Origin of the sequence: Halorubrum shenae (genome assembly GCF_051194165.1) — an archaeon.
In the GTDB taxonomy this organism is placed as follows: Archaea; Halobacteriota; Halobacteria; order Halobacteriales; family Haloferacaceae; genus Halorubrum.
This window is the reverse complement of the sequence record NZ_JBLZNI010000001.1, coordinates 404,634-424,898: the sequence shown is the minus strand read 5'-3', so window position 1 is coordinate 424,898 and position 20,265 is coordinate 404,634. Positions and strand designations below refer to the sequence as shown.

At 68.9% G+C, this 20,265-nt stretch carries 19 protein-coding genes; 13 read left to right on the top strand and 6 right to left on the bottom strand.

The window, feature by feature from the left end; genetic code table 11:
- Positions 1–13 precede the first annotated feature (13 nt).
- Positions 14–1,147, top strand: a complete 1,134-nt coding sequence (locus ACNS88_RS02255; protein ID WP_435093498.1) for a Gfo/Idh/MocA family protein — start codon at positions 14–16, stop codon at positions 1,145–1,147.
- Positions 1,148–1,179: 32 nt separating this feature from the next.
- Here the strand turns inward: ACNS88_RS02255 and ACNS88_RS02250 are convergent, their stop codons facing one another.
- Entirely contained in the window at positions 1,180–1,635 is a 456-nt protein-coding gene (locus ACNS88_RS02250; protein WP_435093496.1) for a type IV pilin domain-containing protein, read from the bottom strand.
- A 155-nt stretch (positions 1,636–1,790) separates the two neighbouring features.
- Between ACNS88_RS02250 and ACNS88_RS02245 the strand changes: the two genes are divergently transcribed.
- The gene (locus ACNS88_RS02245; RefSeq protein WP_435093645.1) at positions 1,791–2,405 is read left to right on the top strand and encodes a YIP1 family protein; all 615 of its coding nucleotides are present in this window, start codon (positions 1,791–1,793) and stop codon (positions 2,403–2,405) included.
- A 107-nt stretch (positions 2,406–2,512) separates the two neighbouring features.
- A complete protein-coding gene (locus tag ACNS88_RS02240; protein WP_435093494.1) occupies positions 2,513–4,732 on the top strand; it encodes a DHH family phosphoesterase in 2,220 nt (739 codons plus the stop codon).
- 33 nt (positions 4,733–4,765) lie between these two features.
- Here ACNS88_RS02240 and fer read toward each other — a convergent pair whose 3' ends face one another.
- Complete coding sequence (fer, locus tag ACNS88_RS02235; protein WP_435093493.1) at positions 4,766–5,419, bottom strand: ferredoxin Fer; 654 nt, start codon at positions 5,417–5,419, stop codon at positions 4,766–4,768.
- A 153-nt stretch (positions 5,420–5,572) separates the two neighbouring features.
- Between fer and fen the strand changes: the two genes are divergently transcribed.
- The 4 genes from fen (at position 5,573) to gcvPB (ending at position 9,993) form a co-directional block, all read left to right on the top strand.
- Positions 5,573–6,550, top strand: coding sequence for a flap endonuclease-1 (gene fen, locus ACNS88_RS02230; protein WP_435093491.1), 978 nt, complete (start codon positions 5,573–5,575; stop codon positions 6,548–6,550).
- A 183-nt stretch (positions 6,551–6,733) separates the two neighbouring features.
- Entirely contained in the window at positions 6,734–7,117 is a 384-nt protein-coding gene (gene gcvH / locus ACNS88_RS02225) for a glycine cleavage system protein GcvH (RefSeq protein WP_435093489.1), read from the top strand.
- Positions 7,118–7,233: 116 nt separating this feature from the next.
- Positions 7,234–8,562: an aminomethyl-transferring glycine dehydrogenase subunit GcvPA gene (gcvPA, locus tag ACNS88_RS02220; protein ID WP_435093487.1), complete on the top strand. Its 1,329-nt coding sequence runs from the start codon at positions 7,234–7,236 to the stop codon at positions 8,560–8,562.
- Complete coding sequence (gene gcvPB, locus ACNS88_RS02215; protein ID WP_435093485.1) at positions 8,563–9,993, top strand: aminomethyl-transferring glycine dehydrogenase subunit GcvPB; 1,431 nt, start codon at positions 8,563–8,565, stop codon at positions 9,991–9,993.
- A 76-nt stretch (positions 9,994–10,069) separates the two neighbouring features.
- On the opposite strand, the gene ACNS88_RS02210 is transcribed toward gcvPB, so the two are convergent.
- Positions 10,070–10,801, bottom strand: a complete 732-nt coding sequence (locus tag ACNS88_RS02210; protein WP_435093483.1) for a helix-turn-helix domain-containing protein — start codon at positions 10,799–10,801, stop codon at positions 10,070–10,072.
- A gap of 86 nt (positions 10,802–10,887) precedes the next feature.
- Here ACNS88_RS02210 and ACNS88_RS02205 point away from each other — a divergent pair, with 86 nt between their 5' ends.
- The 4 genes from ACNS88_RS02205 to ACNS88_RS02190 all read left to right on the top strand — a co-directional run bounded on the left by ACNS88_RS02205 (position 10,888) and on the right by ACNS88_RS02190 (position 16,304).
- Entirely contained in the window at positions 10,888–11,919 is a 1,032-nt protein-coding gene (locus ACNS88_RS02205; protein ID WP_435093481.1) for a decarboxylating 6-phosphogluconate dehydrogenase, read from the top strand.
- Positions 11,920–12,098: 179 nt separating this feature from the next.
- Positions 12,099–12,443 (top strand): DUF5802 family protein, encoded by a 345-nt coding sequence (locus tag ACNS88_RS02200; protein ID WP_435093479.1) that lies wholly within the window; start codon positions 12,099–12,101, stop codon positions 12,441–12,443.
- A gap of 555 nt (positions 12,444–12,998) precedes the next feature.
- Positions 12,999–13,910 (top strand): Vms1/Ankzf1 family peptidyl-tRNA hydrolase, encoded by a 912-nt coding sequence (locus tag ACNS88_RS02195; protein ID WP_435093477.1) that lies wholly within the window; start codon positions 12,999–13,001, stop codon positions 13,908–13,910.
- A 231-nt stretch (positions 13,911–14,141) separates the two neighbouring features.
- Positions 14,142–16,304, top strand: a complete 2,163-nt coding sequence (locus ACNS88_RS02190) for a hypothetical protein (protein ID WP_435093475.1) — start codon at positions 14,142–14,144, stop codon at positions 16,302–16,304.
- 27 nt (positions 16,305–16,331) lie between these two features.
- Here ACNS88_RS02190 and ACNS88_RS02185 read toward each other — a convergent pair whose 3' ends face one another.
- From ACNS88_RS02185 to ACNS88_RS02175, 3 genes are read right to left on the bottom strand one after another with little or no spacing between them, the layout of a single operon-like run.
- The gene (locus tag ACNS88_RS02185) at positions 16,332–16,742 is read right to left on the bottom strand and encodes a rhodanese-like domain-containing protein (RefSeq protein ID WP_435093473.1); all 411 of its coding nucleotides are present in this window, start codon (positions 16,740–16,742) and stop codon (positions 16,332–16,334) included.
- Positions 16,742–17,068 carry a cupin domain-containing protein gene (locus ACNS88_RS02180; RefSeq protein WP_435093471.1) on the bottom strand — a complete coding sequence of 109 codons (327 nt, stop codon included), beginning with the start codon at positions 17,066–17,068 and terminating at the stop codon, positions 16,742–16,744. Before ACNS88_RS02180 ends, ACNS88_RS02185 begins: the two co-directional genes overlap by 1 nt.
- 42 nt (positions 17,069–17,110) lie before the next feature.
- Positions 17,111–18,097 (bottom strand): alpha/beta fold hydrolase, encoded by a 987-nt coding sequence (locus tag ACNS88_RS02175; protein WP_435093469.1) that lies wholly within the window; start codon positions 18,095–18,097, stop codon positions 17,111–17,113.
- Between the two features lie 269 nt (positions 18,098–18,366).
- On the opposite strand from ACNS88_RS02175, the gene ACNS88_RS02170 reads away from it, so the two are divergent.
- Positions 18,367–19,842 (top strand): sulfatase family protein, encoded by a 1,476-nt coding sequence (locus tag ACNS88_RS02170; protein WP_435093467.1) that lies wholly within the window; start codon positions 18,367–18,369, stop codon positions 19,840–19,842.
- Positions 19,842–20,264: a GtrA family protein gene (locus ACNS88_RS02165; protein WP_435093465.1), complete on the top strand. Its 423-nt coding sequence runs from the start codon at positions 19,842–19,844 to the stop codon at positions 20,262–20,264. Before ACNS88_RS02170 ends, ACNS88_RS02165 begins: the two co-directional genes overlap by 1 nt.
- The last annotated feature ends 1 nt before the right edge of the window (position 20,265 follow it).

Sequence of the window (20,265 nt, the reverse complement as noted above, 5' to 3'; positions counted from 1 at the left end):
GGAGGGCAAACCAATGACACAGGACCCACTCAACATCGGCGTGCTGGGGTATCGATTCATGGGCAAGGCGCACTCGAACGCGCTCGCGCGGCTCCCGATGTTCTTCCCGGACGCGCCCGAGGTCGAGCGCCACACGCTCGTCGGGCGCGACGAGAAGGCGCTCGCGGACGCCGCGGATCGGTTCGGGTTTACACACACCGCGTCCGACTGGGAGGAGACCATCGACGAGGTGGACGTCTTCTACAACCTCGGGCCGAACCACGTCCACGCGGAGCCGTCGATCGCAGCCCTCGAGGCGGGTGTTCCGGTCCTCTGTGAGAAGCCCCTCGCGCCGACCCTCGACGAGGCCGGAGCGATGCGCGACGCCGCCGCGGAGGCGGAGGTGCCCGCGGGCACCGCGTTCAACTACCGGTTCGTCCCCGCGATCCGCTACGCGAAGGGGCTGATCGAGGACGGTGAACTGGGCGAGATCCGACAGATCCGCGGACGGTACCTCCAAGACTGGCTCGTCAACCCCGAGGCGCCGTGGGCGTGGCGGATGGACGCCGACATGGCGGGCTCCGGCGCGCTCGGCGACCTCGGCGCGCACACGCTCGACCTCGCCGACTTCCTCGTCGGCGACGCGGTCGGCGGGGTGGACCGGATCTCCGGCCACCTGCAGACGTTCGTCGACGAGCGGCCGGTCTACGACGGGGCGGGCGACATCGACGAGTATCGCGACGTGACCGTCGACGACGCCTACTCCGCGCAGGTCGCCTACGAGTCGGGGGCGATGGGAACCTTCGAGGCGACCCGCTTCGCGGAGGGCCACAAAAACGATCACACGATCGAGGTACACGGCTCGAAGGGGAGCCTGACGTTCTCCTTAGAGCGGCTCAACGAACTGGAGGTGCTCCGCGAGGGAGATCGCGGGTACCAGACCGTGCTCGTCACCGACGAGACCGACCCGTACGTCGACCACTGGTGGCCGCCGGGTCACGTGATCGGGTGGGAACACACGTTCGTCCACGAAAATTATGAGTTCCTCTCCGCGGTCGCTGCGGGCGACGCGTTCGAGCCGTCGTTCGAACAGGGATACAAGGTCCAGACGCTCCTCGACGCGATCGCCCGTGCCGACGAGCGCGGCGAGTGGGTGTCAGTCGAGTAGGGGTGGCGGCGGCGTAGCCCCCGATTGGGATTTTAAATACCGGTCGCGCCCAGCGGGTCCCGTCCGGCGCTGCCTTCGATCGCCGAGTCCTCGCCGCTGTACGTCCCGAGCGTCTCGTGGGTGTCGAAGGCGACGGGCTCCCAGACGATCTCGATGTCCTCGTTGCCGGTGGCGTTGGGAACGGTCACCCGATCGCCCGGTTGGACGACCCCGCCACCGGGCCACGCGCCGAACTCGACCGCCTCGTCCGGGTCCTCACCGCGAACGTGTAGCTCTTCGGCCGCCACCGGTTCGGGGCCGATAGCGACGACCACCACATCGCTCCCGTTTTTCTCGATTTGGAACTCCGCGTCCGGCGGCGCGACCCCGTCGATCATCCCGAAGACCGCGGCGCCGACCAGTGCTAAGAGCACCACGACGATGCCGACGAGCATCCCCGAGCCGGCTAGCGGGGTGAATCCCCGTTCGTCGTTCCGGAACGCACTCATTCATCCAAAACTCGAAGAAGCGCGGTATAAGCCTTTACGCGCCGGCTATCAGACGAGATAACGGAACCGAGGGTTTACACGACCGGCGGGGCCCGACTGTGAGCGTTCCCGACGCGAACCGGAACGCCGTTATTCCACCCGCCCGAAAGGCGACCGTGACATCGTGGTTCGAAGAGCCGAAGGGGGGCCGGGCACGTGGGCCGCGCGCGCTCGCTCGGGCGTGGTTCGAGGTGCTTGTCCGGCCGCGTCGCCTCTTCGCGAACGGCGTGGCACCCGGCGATCAGGCTCCGGCGCTGACGTTCGCCGTCGCCGTCGCCGCCGTCTACACGCTCGGATGGATCGTCTCTGACCCGGGAGTCGTCCCCGGAATCGTCGTGTCCGTGCCCGTCTCCGCGACCATTCTGTTCCTCCTCGTCGTCGTGTTGCTCGCGCCCGTCGGGCTCCACCTGACCGCCGCGGTCGCGACGGTGTCGGTGATCCTCGCCAGCGTCGAACTCGACGGCGGTCTCGCGTTGCGCGATCGGGGCGGCGTGAGCGAGACGGTACAGGTGGTCGCGTACGCCAGCTCGCCGATGGCGCTGGCCGGCCCGCCGATCCCCGAGCTGCGGGTCGTCTGTGGGGCCTATGCGGCGGTGCTCCTGTTAATCGGATTCCGCACCGTTCACGGGACGACCCCGGCTCGCACGCTACTCGCCGGCATCCCACCTGCGCTCCTCGGATACGGCGTCGGCTACCGTACCGTCGCCGCGGTCCGAACGCTGATCGGGTGAGGCTGCGATCGGGCACCGAACCCGACCACGCCGAGGGTAGATCCGGCCGTTCACTCCCGGGAGGGTTTCGACAACCGTTTTAGGCCCGAGGCTCTCGGTGTATTCAAATGGGATCCTGTATCATTTGTGGCGTCGACGTTGACGGCGGCGGTCGCATCTGCGATCCGCACCAGGAGGACGTCGTGTTCGACTTCCGAGGCAACTCCCCGGATCAGATCGTTCCGAGCCGCTTCTATCGCGGTGTCGTCGACGGCTACGCCGAATTCGGCGTGTTCGTCGATCTCGCGCCGGGCGTGACCGGACTCCTTCACCGCTCTGAGCTCGACCGTCGACTCGACACCCTCGACTGGGAGCCGGGCGACGACGTGTTCGTGCAGGTGAAAGGCGTTCGCGACAACGGGAACATCGACCTCGCGTGGTCGATCCGGCAGGCCGACCGCGAGTTCCGCGGCGTACTCGTGCAAGACGGCGACGCCGAACATCTCCCCGAGGAAGACGGCGACGAAGAAGACGAGGAGCCGGACGCGGGGACCGACGCGGAACCGGTCGCAGCGGACGAGAGCGACCACGAGCCGGCGGACACAAGCGACGGCGAATCGGTCGGAGTGGACAAGATTGCCGCGGTCGACGAGCCGAGCGAGACCGAGGAACCGGACGAGCCGGACGAGATACACGAAGTCGACGGTAAGCCAGAGGCTGAGGCTGATGACGACGACGTCTCCGAATCCGATGGAGACGAAGAAGTCGACGGAACCGAGGACGTCGCAGAGGCAGAGGAAGCCGACGCCGACGCGACCGCCGAAGACGACGAAGACGACCTCGAAGACGCCCGCGAACGAATCGATATCGGCACTCTCGCGGACGCCGTCGGCAACGCAGCGCGGATCGACGGCGAGGTCGTGAGCGTCCGGCAGACCGGCGGGCCGACCGTCTTCGAAGTTCGCGACGAGACCGGCGTCGTCGACGTGGCCGCGTTCGTCAAACCGGGCGTTCGCGCGTACCCGGACGTCGAGGTCGGCGACACGGTGCGGATCGACGGCGAAGTCGAAAGCCACCGGGGCGACGTGCAGGTCGAGGCCGAGGCGCTCGTCCTCTTGGAAGGCGAGGAAGCCGAGGCCGTCCGCCGCCGGCTCGCCGAGGCGCTCACCGCAGAGGCTCGCCCGGACGGACTCCAGCCGCTCGCGGGCGACGAGACCGTCGCTGAGCTCGCTGACGGGCTCCTCGACGCCGCGGAGGCGATCCGCCGCGCGGTCCTCGAATCGCGCCCGATCGTCGTGCGCCACCCGGCCACCGCCGACGGCTACGTCGCCGGCGCCGCGGTCGAGCGCGCGGTCCTCCCGCTGATCCGCGAGGAGCACGCGAAAAGCGACGCGGAGTACCACTACTTCACCCGCCGCCCGCTCGACGACCCGGTGTACGGGATGGACGCGGCGACGAACGACGCGACCCGCATGCTGCAGGACCGCGACCGCCACGACGAGCAGCTCCCGCTGTTCCTGCTGGTCGGCACCGGCTCGACGACCGAGTCGGCCGACGGAATCGACCTGCTGTCCGTCTACGGCGTCGACGCGGTCGTCGTCGACGCTGAGGTCGCCGACCCCGAGACGCGCGACGCGGTCGACACCCTCGTCTCGCCGCAGATCGACGGCGTCGACGCCGACCTCTCGACGGGCGCGCTCGTCGCCTCGCTGGCCTCGGCAGTCAACGACGAGGTCCGCGAGGACCTCCGTCACCTACCGGCGGTGAGCTACTGGGCGGAGACCCCCGACCGCTACGTCGAACTCGCTCGCGACGCGGGCTACGACGCCGAGCGCGTCGCGGAGCTCCGCGAAGCGGTCGCCTTAGAGGCGTACTACCAGTCGTACCAGGACAAACGGGAACTCGTCGCCGACCTCCTCTTCGAGGACGGCGGCAACCTCGCGGCCCACGTCTCCGAGCAGTTCCGCGAGAAGCTGGAGACGGAGGTTCAGACGGCGACGGAGAACACCATCACAGAGGCGGTCGACGGAGTCGAGTTCGCCGTCCTCGACACCGACGGCTACACCCACCGCTACGACTTCCCGCCGACGCCGCTCCTGCTCGACGACCTCCACCGACGGAACGCCAACGGCGAGGCGTACGCGACGGTCGGCATCGGGATGGACGAGCTGTACGTTCGGACCACCGCGGACGTCTCTGTCCGTGACGTGGCCGAGCGCGCGGCCGAACTGGCGCCGAACGCCGACGTCGCCACCGCCGGCCTCCGCGAGGGGAAAATCGAGTTCCTCTCCGGGGAGCGCGACGCGGTCGAGGACGCGGTCGTCGCGGCCCTCGCCGAGTCGTTCTGAGGAGGCTCCGCGATCCGAGGCCTTCCCCGGAAGTCATCGCCGAGTGAACGGTCCCGGCGGAAGAATGAGATCGTCGAGTTCGGCCAGCTGCTTGACGTTGAACACGACCTTGAGCTCGTCGCTTACCGGGTAGCCGCTACAGGAGAGCCGGAACCCCCGCTCTGCCAGATCGTCGGGCATGATGTGGTCGGTCGGCTGCGAGAGCTCTCCGTCCACGAGGAAGACGGCGCAGTTCGCGCACGCGCCGCCGCGACAGGAGAAGGGCCAACCGAACCCGCGGTTCTCGGCCGCTTCGAGCAGGCTCTCGTCCGGTTTGACCAGCAGTCGGCCGTGCGCCGCCTCGTCGAGGTCGGCGTGCGACGCCTTCCGGAACAGGTCCTCGTCGTCAAGCGACCAGCCGTAGTCGTCGATCGCTTCGTAGTCGAGAAACTCGACGCGAACCGGCTGCACCGCGTCGGCCTCGCCGTCGTCGTCAGTGAGGTCGATATCGGCGGGATCCGTCTCGTCGCCACCGCCGTTTCGGTCTCGCTCGTCGAGTTCGCGGTAGGCGCGCCTGACGAGCTGGAACTCCTCGAGGGTCCCGCCCTGGTCCGGATGGGCCCTCTTCACGCGGTCGCGGTAGGCACGCTCGATGGTCGCCTCGTCGGCGTCCTCGTCGACACCCAACACATCGAACGGCGAGACCATTCAGTGCCGATCGGTAGTCGGTTCAGACACATAAACGCTCCACAAGCCGGCAGGCGGGGGCGTATCCGGTGGCCCGCGAAAGCCGTGTCCGCCGGTCGGCGAGCCGACACCGCGAATCGACCCTTTAAGAGCCGCGACGACGACCGATCGATGATGGGAAACGCGGACCTGCGCGACCTCGCGGCGATCCGCGACGTTGCCTTCACGGAGATCGAGGGAAGCGTCGTCGCCGTCGACGCGCACAACTGGCTGTACCGGTACCTCACGGCGACGGTGAAGTGGACCGCAGACGAGACGTACACCACCGCCGACGGCGTCGAGGTCGCCAACCTGATCGGGGTCGTCCAGGGGCTCCCGAAGTTCTTCGAGCACGACCTGATCCCCGTGATGGTGTTCGACGGGGCGGTGACCGATTTAAAGGCCGACGAGGTCGCCGACCGCCGCGAGAAGCGCGAGCAGGCCGAAGAGCGTCGGGCTGCCGCCGCGGAGCGCGGCGACGCGGTCGAGGCCGCGCGGCTGGAGGCTCGGACGCAGCGGCTCACTGACACGATTCAGGAGACGACCCGCGAGCTGCTCCGGCTGCTCGACGTGCCGATTGTCGAGGCGCCGGCGGAAGGAGAAGCGCAGTGCGCGCGGATGGCGGCGACGGGGACCGTCGACCACGCCGGCAGCGAGGACTACGACACGCTGCTGTTCGGCGCACCCACGACGCTCCGTCAGCTCACGAGCAAGGGCGACCCGGAGCTGATGGACCTCGCGGCGACGCTCGACGACCTCGGCTTCGACCGGCAGGGCCTCGTCGACGCCGCGATGCTCTGCGGGACCGACTTCAACGAGGGCGTTCGCGGGATCGGTCCGAAGACGGCGGTGAAGGCGGTGCGGGAGCACGGCGACCTGTGGGGCGTCCTCGACGCGCGCGGCGTCGAGATGCCGAACGCAGAGGCGATTCGCGAGCTGTTCATGGACCCGCCGGCGACGGACGTGGACGTAGATACCGCGGTGAACCCCGACGTGGATGCCGCCCGCGAGTACGTCGTCGACGAGTGGGGCGTCGCCGCCGACGAGGTGGCGCGCGGGTTCGAGCGCATCGCGGAGTCACAGGTCCAGACCGGGCTTGACCGGTGGACCTGAACTGACCTCAGGACCGCCGCGAACATACCTTTTATTTCCTCGTCGTCAGAAGGGTGGCATACGCGTGTCGCGGACCGCGTTTCGACCCCGGATTCCGGCCGTAGCCGACCGACTGGTCGGATTCCACGCTGGTGGCGCGCTTCCGTGCCGGGTCCGGAGGCGGACCGCGACGAAACCTGACCAATGAGCTTCGAAGTACCCGACGACAGGCGGTATCTGGAATCGCACGAGTGGGCGACGACCGGCGGCGACACCGTTCGGATCGGCGTCTCCGACTTCGCACAGGACGAGCTGGGTGACGTGGTGTTCGTCGAGCTGCCCGAGGTCGGCGACGAGGTCGCCGGCGGCGAGGCGTTCGGCGTCGTCGAGTCGATCAAGGCCGTCTCTGACCTCTACGCGCCGGTGTCCGGCGAGGTCGTCGCCGTCAACGAGGCGCTGTTCGACCGGCCGGAACTCGTCAACGAGGACCCGTACGGGGACGGGTGGCTGCTCGAAGTGGCCCCCGTCGAGGGCGGCGACGCCGAGGGGCTCCTCGGCGCCGACGAGTACGACGACCAGATCGCGTAGCGACCGGGTCCCACAGCGGGAACCACCAGTGGATATCTGACCATGACCACGCCACCCTTCGACCGACGACTTGGAACCGGACGACAGAGCGACGACAGACTCGCGGGAGCGATCCGATGAGCGGAACCGGCGGCACGCCGTACGCACCTCACACCGACGCCGAGACCGCGGCGATGCTCTCGGCGATCGGCGTCGACGACGAGGAGGCGCTGTTCGACATCCCGGACGCCGTCGCGTTCAACGGCGATTTCGGCATCGAGCCGCGCTCGGAGCGAGAGATCCGCGGGGAGTGTTCGCGGATCTTCGCGCGCAACGACGACCTCGTCGAGTTCCTCGGTCGGGGACACTACGGCCACTACGTGCCGAGCGTCGTCGACCACCTCGCGGACCGCGCGGAGTTCCTCACGAGCTACACCCAGTACCAGCCGGAGGTGTCACAGGGGTTCCTGCAGGCGCTCTTCGAGTACCAGTCGATGCTCGTGGAGCTGACGGGGCTCCCGGTCGCGAACTGCTCGATGTACGACGCGGCCACCGCGCTCGGCGAGGCGGCGACGCTCGCCGACCGGGTCCGATCGACCTCAGGTGACGTGGTCCTCGTCCCCGAACACCTCCGCGGGGGGAAGCGCGCGGTGCTGGAAAACTACTGTGCGGGCGCCGACCTGACCGTCGAGTCGTACCCGATGGCCGACGGGAACGCCGACGTCGACGCGCTCTCAGACCGCGTCAGTGACGACGTCGTCATGGTGTACGCCGAGAATCCCACCGTTCGCGGCTGTATCGAGGAGCGACTCGCCGACATCGGTGACCTCGCGGCCGACGCCGACGCGCTGTTCACGCTCGGATCGGATCCGGTCTCGCTGTCGGTGCTCCAAGAGCCCGCGAGCGTCGGCGCCGACGTGGTCGTCGGCGAGGCGGGCGCGCTCGGGCTGCCCACCGCCTACGGGATGGGCCTCGGCCTCTTCGCCTGTAGCGACGAGTTCCTCCGGCAGGTGCCGGGGCGGCTCGTCGGGGCCGGGGAGGACGCCGCGGGCGACCGCGCGTTCACGCTCACGCTCCAGACGCGCGAACAGCACATCCGGAAGGAGCGAGCGACCTCGAACATCTGCACGAACCAGGCGTGGGTCGCGCTCCGCGCGGCGATCCACGCGGCGACGCTCGGCCCCGACGGGCTCGTCAAACTCGCGAACGACTGCGTCAGGGAGGCGGCGGCGCTCGCCGACCGGATCGCGGAGGTGAAGGGGGCGGCCGCGCCGGTCCACGACCGACACCACGTCCGGGAGTTCGTCGTGCGCGTCGACCAGCCCGCGGCGGCCATCGCCGGTGATTTAGAGACGGAGGGGTTCGCGGTCCACGCGATCGACGAACACCTGCTCCAGGTGTGCGTCACCGACCTGAACGCGGAGCGAACCGACGGGCTCGTCGCCGCCTTCGAGGAGGTGATCTGAGTGATCCACGATCAGGCCGACTACGCCCGCGAGGGCGAGGACGTTCACGAGCCGCTGCTCTCGGAGAAAGACGAGACGACCGTCGACGTGCGTGAGGCGTCGCCGCTGCCCGACGAGCTGACGCGCGAGGAGCTCACGCTGCCGGCGCCCTCCGAGCCGGAGATCGCCCGCCACTACACCCGACTCTCGCAGATGAACTGGGCGATCGACTCGGGGCCGTACCCGCTCGGGAGCTGTACGATGAAGTACAACCCGAAGTTCACCGAGGACGTGGCCGCCGACCCGAACGCGGCGATCCACCCGGACCGCTCGGCGCGGGCCGCACAAGGGAACCTCGAACTGCAGTACCGGCTTCAAGAGTACCTCGGCAAGATCGGCGGGATGGACGCCGTCACGCTCCAGCCGCCCGCGGGCGCCGCCGGCGAGTTCACCGGCATCGCGGTCGCGAAGGCGTACCATGAACACCACGGCAACGACCGGTCCGAGGTCGTGATCCCCGCCTCCGCACACGGGACGAACTTCGCGACCGCCGCGATGGCGGGCTACGACGTGGTCGAACTCCCCTCCGGCGACGACGGACGGGTCGACGTCGAGGCGCTGGAGGCGGCCGTCGGCGACGACACCGCCGCGCTCATGTTGACCAACCCGAACACCGTCGGCCTCTTCGAGCGCGACATCACCGAGATCGCCGAGATCGTCCACGACGCGGGCGGGCTGCTCTACTACGACGGCGCGAATCTCAACGCCCTGCTCGGTCGCGGCCGCCCCGGCGACATGGGGTTCGACGTGATGCACTACAACGTTCACAAGACGTTCGCGACCCCACACGGCGGCGGCGGTCCGGGCGCCGGCCCGGTCGGCGTCGTCGACGAACTCGCCGAGTTCCTCCCCTCACCGCGCGTCCGGGAGGCGCACGAAGGGAGCGGCTACGAGCCCTTCGAGCCCGACAACACGATCGGAAAGGTCCACGGGTTCGGAGGCAACTGGCTCGTCCTCGTCAAAACGTACGCCTACATCGCTCGTCTCGGCGACGAAGGGCTCGCGGATGCGGCCGCGAAGGCGGTGCTCAACGCGAACTACCTCGCGGAGCGGATCGACCTCGACGTGCCGTACGGCCCCTTCCACCACGAGTTCGCGGCGACCGCGGGCGACCGCGACGCCGCCGACGTGGCGAAGCGCATGCTCGACTTCGGCGTCCATCCGCCGACGACGAAGTGGCCGGAAATGGTCCCCGAGGCGATGTTAACGGAGCCGACGGAGATCGAGGGGCAGTCGTCGCTCGACGACCTCGCGGAGGCGTTCAACCTCGCGTACGCCGACTCTGACGAGGCGCTCGATACGGCCCCGAACCGCACCGCCGCGAGTCGGATCGATCAGGTGGGCGCCGCGCGGGACCCGCGGCTCTCGTGGCAGGCGCTCGACGGAGAGTAGCGGCCTCGAAACCGAAAGTTTCGCTGCCGTTCGACCTCGTTTTTAAGTGAATCGACCGGTCAACTGACCGGCCTCGTCACGGCTCTGAGGCGGCCACTCCAACCGACTCCACTGGGTCGCTCTCGCGCTCCGGGTCGAGATCGTCGCCGATCTGACTTTTGCGCCTCTCGCTGCGCTCGCCGTCGTATTCGGCCGCCACGAACCGCTGTAGTACCCGTCCCTCGGCGCGGTGGAGCGTCTCGCTGCACGTCGACTTCGCGAGGTCGCGGGCCTCGGCGAGCTCCGTGAGCGTGCACTTCCGCGGGGTGTCGTAGTACCCGGCTGCGACGGCGGCGAGAACGAGGTCGCGCTGGGCGTCGGTGAGGGTCGGCTCCGCGTCGGCGTCGCTCGCCCGGATCCCGACAGTGACTCCCTCCTCCGTGAGCCGGCGGCCGAAGGCGGTGAGGCGATCGCGTTCGCCGACCACGTCGAGCGTTGCGCGCCCGTCAGTCACCGCGACCGACTCTTCGATCGGGAGCCCGGCCTCACGCGCGGCCGCGACGTGCGGCGGCGGCGCGGGCGCGAGAACGCGAACCCTCGTCATCGGGCCGGTTCGGTCGACGATGTCGACTCGCTCGACACGGTCGTGTTCGCGCACTGCCGCTACCGTCGCCGCGCGCTCGGTGCCGGCGACGGCGACCGCGGTGACCGCTCCCTCTCCGGCAGCGATCGTGTCGATCGCGTGAAGCGTCGCGTTCGGCTGTGCCCGTGACGCGTCACCGAGCCACGAGCCGCTCGGGAAGTCGAGCCGCAGCGTCAGTTTGGTCATGCGTAGGGTACGAATCGGTGAACCCTCCCGCTGCCCCTTCATATGTTTCGGGTTTATAAGTAGCGGCGCGTCGCAACGGTCGTTTGGTGGTCGGCGTCGATGGTCGGTGCGGCCGGCCCGTCAGCGGGTGTTCGGGGCAGCAGGGGAACGCTGTTCGAACCGGAACCACTACGGCGACCGGTCGCCACCCCTCGCGCATGGAACTCGGTGTTATCGGACTTGGGCGAATGGGGCAGATCGTCGCAAATCGGTCGATGGACGCGGGCCACGACGTGGTCGCGTTCGACCTCTCGGCGGAGGCGACGGCGACCGCGGCGGAGGCGGGCGCGGAACCAGCGGACTCGGTCGCGGACCTCTGCGATCGGCTCGACGGGTCGGGCGCAGAAAACGGCAAGCGCATCTGGCTCATGGTCCCGGCCGGCGACGCGGTCGACGCCACGCTCGCGGACCTGGAGCCGCATCTCGACGCCGACGACGTGGTCGTCGACGGCGGGAACTCGCAGTTTCAGGAGTCGGTCCGGCGCGGCGAGGAGACGGACGCCGCGTACCTCGACTGCGGCACGTCGGGCGGTCCCGCCAGCGCCGAGGAAGGCTTCTCGCTCATGGTCGGCGGCCCGGCGTGGGCCTACGAGGCGCTCGTCCCCGTCTTCGACGCGGTCGCGACCGGCCCCGCCGGCCACGATCGCATGGGCGAGTCGGGCGCGGGCCACTACGTGAAGATGGTCCACAACGGCGTGGAGTACGCGCTGATGCAGGCGTACGGCGAGGGGTTCGAACTGCTCACCGAGGGGCGCTACGACCTCGACATGGAGACCGTCGCGCGCACCTGGAACAACGGCGCCGTGATCCGGTCGTGGCTGCTGGAGCTGTGCGAGGAGGCGTTCCACGAGGAGGGGTCGGATCTGGGCGACGTCGCCGACCACGTCGCGGGCGGCTCGACGGGCACGTGGACGGTGCAGGAGGCGCTCGAACAGGAGGTGCCGGTGCCGATCATCTATCAGGCGCTCGCGGAGCGGTTCGACTCCCGGAACGAGGGGCGCTTCTCGCGGCGACTCGCGAACCGGCTGCGGTACGGGTTCGGCCGCCACGAGGTCGCGCGGCAGTCGGACGCGGAGTGAGGCTCCGGCGGCGGAAGTGAAGCCGGGTGGCGGAAGTGAGCCCGGACAGCGGGGCGGAACTGCCGCGGACGGGCGATCGGTTCTGTACTGACGCCGACGGTTGCATCGTCTGACTCTCACACGCTGTCACACCCGAGAAACACTTATGTATGGCCGTGCCAGACAGTATCACGCATAGAATGTTCGAGCGATTCTCAAGCGGCTACTACCTGGGGGAACTGTACGTGGAACCCCACGACGGCGATCGGGCCGTCATACAACGGGCGGACCACGAACACGTCAACGAGCAGCTGTACGCGGACGGCGAGGGCGTCGAGCGACTCGATGCGCCCCTCGTCATGAAGGTCGACGGCAGCCACATCCCGGTCGGCGGCGACGAGGACGTACCGAGCGGCACGCTCGCGATCCCTCAGGTACTCGCGGACGACACCCTCCCGGACCGACGGAACGTGTTGTTAGCGGACGCCGACTGCGCCGAAACGCTGTTGCGCTGGGAGGGCTGGGAGCCGTACGTGAACGCGTAGTGCGCGGGTGTTGGCTCTGGGAGTTGCGGTATCGGCGTTTTCGGTGATCGGTTATAAGCGATTTTTAACTCGGTAGTTTTCTCTACTACCTTAGCCGTTTGCGTATAAGTAGTTGCTGGCGGATCAGCGGTGAACACCTCCAAAGCCCCAGCCGCGACGACTCGCGCGGCTCGTTGCGCTCCTCGCTCGCGTTGCTCGCTGTGGTGCTTACTGCGCCGTGCTTCGTCCTCGCGGCAGGGCGAGAGCGAAGCTCTCGCTTGAAACCGGCGCGTAGCGCCGGTGACAGTGAGGCGCTTCGCGCCTCTGGCAGCCGGCGGCAGAGCCGCCGGCGACTTCCCCTTTGAGTCCCACCCACCCGCGACCATACCGCGCCTCACGCCTCCCCAGCCTCGTCGGTCGGCGCTTATAAGCGCTGGCTGGCTCCCTCGCGCGGTGCTGCTCGCGGGCCGATGGCCCTCTCGCAGGCACGCGCCAACCGCAGTCATTTATAAACAATTTCGCTCTGGTCGCCGCCGTAGACGCACCTTTTAGGTCTCGGGGAGTCGCCGTTCGGGTATGATCGACAGGCTGCTCGGGCGCGCCGAGCTGAAAGAGCGGATCGAGGAGTTGGAGGAGGAGAAGCGCCACCTCGAACGCCGCGCCGAGGCCGAGGAGGAACGCCGGTCCGACGCCGTCGCCGACCGCCAGCGCGCCGAGGAGCGCGTCAACGAACTCGAACACCGCCTCGAGTCGCTGGAGGAGCGCCTCGATCGCACCGGGGGCGAGGAGGAGTCCGTCGAGTTCCGGCGCGTCAGCGACCTCAGCGGTCCGCGGCTGACCGACGCGCTCGACCGCTTCCGATCGGTCGAGAGCGACGACCCCGAGGGGCTCCTCACCGCCTTCGTCCCGGACGACGACGCGGTGCCGTCGAGCGTCGCGGAGTGGTTCGGCGATCGGACCCGACTCGTCAGACGGGCCGCCCCCGCGGTCGTCGTCACCGACGACACGGGAGCGGTAAGCGCGGCCCTAACACCCCCGATCGAACCGGCGCCGTTCGATCGGTGGAGCGACCGGTTCGAGCTCGACGAGTCGTGGTTCCGCCCGACCGGGCGATTCGCCTTCGCACTCGTCCGGTCCGACGTCTTCGCGCTCGGCGTCTACGAGGGCGACGAGCGGGTCGACTTCGAGGGGTTCACCTCCGACGTGAAGGAGACGCACTCGAAGGGTGGCTTCTCGCAGGGACGCTTTGAGCGCCGACGCGATGGCCAGATCGACGATCACCTCAAAAAGGTAACCGCGGCGCTGACGGGTCTCGACGACGCTGACTCCCCGATCGACCGAAAGATAGTCGTCGGCGAGCGCAGCGTACTCGGCGAGGTTCGGAACCACGCCGACATCACTGACGTCTCCGACGCGACCGGGAAGCCGCGGGCGGCGCTCGACGACGCCTTCCGCGACTTCTGGACGACGCGGATCCGCGCGATCTGAGGCTCGGAGCCGCGAGCGGAAGAACGTGTCAGGAATAGAGACTTTCAAGGCGCGCATAACTAACCTCTCGCACCGACATCTGTCGCACGGAGGGACCTGTCACGCGCTCCCTCCTCCCCCCTACTTTTCGAAGCGTCCGGCGTCGCGTCGGTGTCCCGACGTGACGCCGATCCGTGTCGTGTCAACGCGTCCACGAACAGCCCTATACCCGGCGCGCGCGGTACGGCACATATGAGTCGGTCCGAATCGCCTACGAGTCGGTCCGAGTCGCCTGCTGGCGTTCGAGCCGTCGTTGTCGCGTTCTCGGTCGTCGCACTCCTGCTCGTCGCGCTGACGGTCGCCGGGGGCGCTCCCGTCACCACCGGCGAGCCGAACCCTCCCATCCAGTCTTTCTCGGGGAGCGACGACGCGGATCCGACGGCACAGACCACCGGCGACGACGCCGACGTGATCCGGCTGCGAAACGAGCTGACCCAGACCCAGGAGCGCGGGACCGTTGGCGTCACGACGCGGGCGGCGGTCCCCGACCGCGTCACGGAGCTCGAGGTGAGGCTGTTGAGCGCGTCCGGCGGCGACGACGCCGATATCGAGGCCGACGGGTTCACGCGGGTCGACGGCGCCGAGAGCGGCGAGTCGGTCTGGGAGTGGGACGGCGAGACCGCCGAGCCCTCGCTCACGTATGCGATCACCGCGAACGACACGGTCGAGGGGCAAGGGCCGCTCGCGACCGACGGCACCTACCGCTTCGTCGACGCTGGCGAGTGGGCGCTCGTTCGGACGCCCCGCGTCGCCGCGGCGTGGTCGTACACCGGACAGTACGAGGGCCAGGTCCGCCTCGATCGCAGAACGGTCGTCCCCGGCGAGGGCGTCGCCTCGCAGTCGATGGCGTTTCTCGGGCCGCACGAGGAGTACGTTCGCGAGTCCGCGGGCCAGCGGTACCGGCTGATCGTCCCCGACGCCGCGAATCTCGTCGCGTCGCCCGACGAGGTCTTCGGGGTCTTCGCCGACGCCTCGACCGCGCTGCAGGTCGGGGCCCGCGGCGAGGAGGTGGTCGCGTTCGCCGCGCCCACGGGCGAGGTGTCGTGGGGTGTCCGCGGGCTTCAGACCGGCGACGCGGACCTCTGGGTCCGAGACGAGGAGCCCGCCGGCACGGCCGCGGACGTCTGGACCCACGAGTACGTCCACACCCGGCAGGCGTACCGTACCGAGGCGAGCGGTCGGTGGATCACGGAGGCGAGCGCGACCCACTACGCCGCGCTGTTCGCGCTCGACCGCGGCGCCGCTGACTTCGACGACTTCGAGCGCACGCTGGCCCGCGGCGAGCGCGAGCCCGACGCCTCAGCGGTGCTTTCGGACCCGAACACGTGGGACGGGAACACCGACTACACGAAGGGGGCACTCGTCGCCGGCGAGATCGACCGTCGCCTCCGGACAGCGACCGACGGCGCCGCGTCGCTGGCGACGGTCCTCCGCGAGCTGAACGAGGCCGACGGGCCGGTCACCAACGAGGACATTCTCGACGCCGTCGAGGCAGCGGCCGCAGAGGGCGCCGACGACGCGACGGCGGCCGACATCCGCGCCGACGCCGAGCGCCTGACCACGACGCGGACGACCCTCGAGATGTGGGACCGAGACGCCCACGCGACGGCCTTCGGCGAGACTCCGGCGCAGGTCGGATACGGGCTCGCGGACGACGGGATCCGGGCGACCGGCGAGTACCGGAACCGGACCGTCGCCCGCGACCCGGTCGAGCTCGTCGTCGGCGAGTCGCTCGAAGCGGCGGTCGTCGCGTCCAACACGGGCGGCGCAGCCGGAAGCTACGGCCTGTCGCTCTCGGTCGACGGCGAAACCGTCGAGAATCGGTCGGGGACACTTGCCGCCGACGAAGAGACCGTCGAGCGCTTCGAGCATCGCTTCGGATCTCCAGGCGAGTACGAAGTCCGGATCGGGAGCGAGCGCTTGACCGTCTCCGTCTCCGAGGCCGCGCGCCCCCTCGTTCGAGGCGTCTCGACCGATCGCGATCGCGTGTCGGCCGGCGAGTCGGTCGTCGCGACTGCGACCGTCGGGAACGACGCGAGCGTCCCTGCTGACGGGGAGATCGAGTTCCGGGTCGACGAGGAGACGGTCGCGACCGCACCGGTGCGACTGGACGCTGGCGAGGAGACGACGGTCGGACGCGAGATCGCGGTTGGCGACGACGGAGAAACACTCGGCGTCGGTGGCTCCGAGAACGTGACCGTGCGCGTCGTCGGTCCGGTCGATGAGGCGTCGACGACGGTGGTCGTCGAGACCGACGGCCCGATTCCCGCCGACGACGTTCCCGGGTTCGGTCCCGCGGTCGCGCTCGTCGCGGTGATCGGTGCTAGTGCGGCGCTCGCGCGTCGCGGTCGGTGAGCGGAATAGCTGAGGACGGAAAAACCTTTAAAAGGGCGCGTTAGGTCCTTCGTCGGCGTCTTCGGTCGGGGTCGCGGCCTCGCCGGCGTTCGTCGGAACCAACGCGCCCGCGTCGCGTTCCCACGCCTCGATGCCACCGCGGAGGCTCTCGACGCGCGCGTCTTGCGTTCCCGCGTAGCTCCCGATCAGCTGGGCGGCCTGTTGACTGGCGACGCCGTGGGGACAGACGGTGACAATCCGCTCGGCGCCCTCCACCTCCGCAATTCGGGTCGTCAGCTCCGGGAAGGGAATACACTCGCTGTCGGGGATATGCCCGCGGTCGAACGCGCGCTGATCGCGGATGTCGACGATCCGGAGGGTGTCGGACACCGATTCGCCGCCGTCGGGGCCGTCATCGAGCAGCGCTGCCAGCTCGTCGGGATCGATCTCGCCGTCCATCAGGGGAGCGGGCAGAGGCTGGCCGTGATGACGGCGCGCTCGTCGGTGTCGTTCCGGGCGCCGTGGACGGTTCCGCGCTCGTTCAGGACGACCGCGGGCGCCGCGAGCGACGCCTCGTCGTCCCCGCGGATTAGGGTCGGCGTCCCCTCGAGGACGTGGAAGACGTTCGTGGCGTCGCCGTGCTCGTGCGGCTCGACGGTCGCGCCCGGCCCGAGCGCGAACGCCTTGACGAGCACGTCGTCGGTGACGGCCAGTTCCGACGTCTCGACCTCTCCGGGGGCGGGCGAAAGCCCGTCGACGGCGTCTGCGTATCGATCGATCGTCATACCCTGTCGTCGCATGCGTTTATATAAAAGGCGTTTGGCGCGCTACTCCCGTGCGCCCGGCGGCAGCGGATCGGCGTGGTCGGCGATCGCGTCTGCGACCCGGTGGGGCTCCTCGTGGACGACCCAGTGGGTCGCCGTGTCGAGGATACGGAGCCGACCGTCGGCGCAGTGATCGACGCTTTCGCCGGCCAGCCGCGTGGAGAGGAATCGGTCCTTCGCGCCCCAGATCACGAGCGTCGGGACCTCGACGGTCTCGGCCGTCGGCGTCGGGCGGTCGCGGACGATCGCCCGGTACCAGTTCACCATCGCCTCGAACGCTCCCTCGCGGTTCCACGCGCGGCGGTAGCGTCTGAAGTCCTCCTCGCTGAACGTCCCCGGATCGCTTGAGTCCCGGAGCCCCCGCACGGCGAGGCGCCAGTTTCCGGCGCTGGCGACCGCCTCGGGGAGCTTCGGGAGCTGGAACGCGATCACGTACCAGCTCTTGAGCCGCTGGTCCCACGAGGTTCGGAGCGCGCGCTCGAAGACGGTCGGATGCGGCACGTTGACCGCGACGAACTCCGAGACGCGGTCGGCGTGGTGGAGGGCGAGCCACCAGCCCACCGCGGCGCCCCAGTCGTGGCCGGCTACGGCGGCGGTCTCGCGATCGTACGCGTCGATCAACCCGACCACGTCCCGAGCCAGCGTGTCGATCCGGTAGTCGCTCACGGCGGACGGTTTTTCCGAGAGATTGTAGCCGCGCTGGTCGGGAACGACGACGCGGTAGCCGGCGTTGGCGAGCGGCGCGATCGTCTCGTGCCAGCCGTACCAGAACTCCGGGAAGCCGTGAAGCAGGACCAGCAGCTTCCCGTCTTCGGGCCCGGCCTCGACGACGTGGAGCCGGACGTCGCCGACGTCGACCGCCCGCGATTCGCCCGGTACGCCTTCGGGAATCTCGTCCGACGGCACGGCCTCGTCGAGCGCCTCGACCCCGAGGCGTCGGTCTCCGACCGGCTCTCCATCGCGGCTCGGCTCGCTCGACGTGTCGCTCATGCGGTTTTCTCGGCGCGCGAGCGTCAAATAGCTATCTTCGGTCGGGCCGAGTGTTCGCTGTCTTCTTCGCGACCGAAATCCTCAAGCCGTTGGCAGACCGCCATCGGGTATACTAGTGATTCTGACGGGTGGCCCGACGAGCCGGCAGGGCCTCGCTGGCCCCTCGACTCGACGGGCGTTCTCGTCCCCCTCTTTCCAGGAGAGGGACCCGGCTAGGCCAGCCGGGCCGACCTGCGATTCGACGGCGTCAGAATCTCGTCTCACATAACATGGCATTGGACACGTCGACCTCGGACACAACAGCATCGACCGCATCCCCTGATGGGGAGGTGTCTAACGTCCTCCTCGTCACGATCGACTCGCTCCGGGCGGACGCGATCGGCCCTTACGACGACGACCGACACTCCCCGGTGCTCTCGGATCTCGCCGCCGACGGAACCGTCTTCGACCGGTCGTTCGCGACCGGTAACTGGACCCCGTTCTCGTTCCCCTCGATACTCGCTTCTGAGCCCGTCTTCGCCCGGAACGGCGACATCGGCGTGCAAGACGCTCGGACGCTCGCATCGGTGCTCTCCGAAGCGGGGGTTGCGACGGGGGGCTTCAACGCCGCTAACGGGTTCCTCACCTCCCACTGGGGGTATCCCGAGGGGTTCGGCGAGTTCGAGCCGTTCGTCACGAGCGTCGGGTCGAGCCGGTACAGCCGGTATCTCGCGGCGCACCCGACGGTCGAGGCGTGGATCCAGCTCGCCGCGTCGCCGTTCCGCCGTTTCGGTTCTAAGCTCCGTGGAACCGGCGACGATCGACCCTTCCTCGACGCCTCGCGGATGTTCGACGTCGAGGACGCCGCGACGGACTTCGTCGACGACACCGACGAGCCGTTCTTCCTGTGGGTCCACTACATGGACACCCATACGCCGTACGTCCCCGCACCGCGGTACATCCGCGAGGTGTCGGACGGACTGCTCGGCACCCACCGGATGCTCCACGCCCACACCCGCACGAGCCTCGGCTGGGAGGTCGGCGAGCGGACCCTTCGCGAGCTCCGGACCCTGTATCAGGCGACGGTGCGACAGGTCGACGCCAGCGTCGGGCGCCTTCTCGACAGCCTTGAGGCGGCCGGGATCGCCGACGAGACCGCGATCGTCGTCGCCGGAGATCACGGCGAGGAGTTCCAAGAGCACGGTCACCTCGCACATTACCCGAAGCTGTACGACGAGCTGATTCACGTGCCCCTCATCGTGAACGTCCCCGGCGAGGACGGTCGCCGCGTGTCCGAACACGTCGGTCTCGACGCGATCCCGCCGACCGTCGCCGACCTGCTCGGCGTCGACTCGCCTCCGGAGTGGCGCGGTGAATCCCTCACGTCGGCGGTTAGCGGCGGCGAATCGCCCGATCACGACCCCGTCGTCTCCGTCACCGTTCGGGGCGAGGAAGTGACCGAACAGCCGATTCCCAGATCGCTTTCCGACGGCGACCTCCTCGTCAGCGTCCGCGACGACGAGTGGGCGTACATCGAGAACGCCGACGACGGCACTACCGAGCTGTACCACCGGCCCTCGGACCCCACGCAACAGGAGGATCTCTCCGCGGACCCGTCCGACGAAGCGCTGGCGGTCGTCGAACGGTTCGCGCCGATCGCGGCCGAGCACGTCGCGGAGCTTCGGGATCGGGAGGGAGGCGCGTCGGACGATGGCGAGGTCGACGAGGACCTCGAGGCCCGGCTCGAGGCGCTCGGCTATCGGTGATGATCCGGGGGACCATCCGCAATCTCGTCAGCGGACCGTTCGCCGTCCAGATGCGTCGGTTCGTCATCGTCGGCGCGTTCACCGCGGGGATACAGATGGGCCTCCTGTGGCTGTTCGTCGACATGGCCGGGGTGAACTACCTGATCGGCGCGACGATCGCCATCGAGATCACGATCGTCCTCTCGTACGTGTTCAACAACGCGTGGACGTTCAAGGCGAGTCAGAACACCGGCGTCTCCGAGTATCTCAGCGGCTTGCTCAAGACGAACCTCGTCCGTGGGACGGCGATCCCGATCCAGATCGGTGTCCTCTACGCGCTCGTTGAGTGGGGCGAGATACTGTACCTCGTCGCCAACGCGATAGCCATCTTCCTCAGCGGGCTCTACCGGTTCGTTCTCGACTCGCAGTGGACGTGGGGGTGAC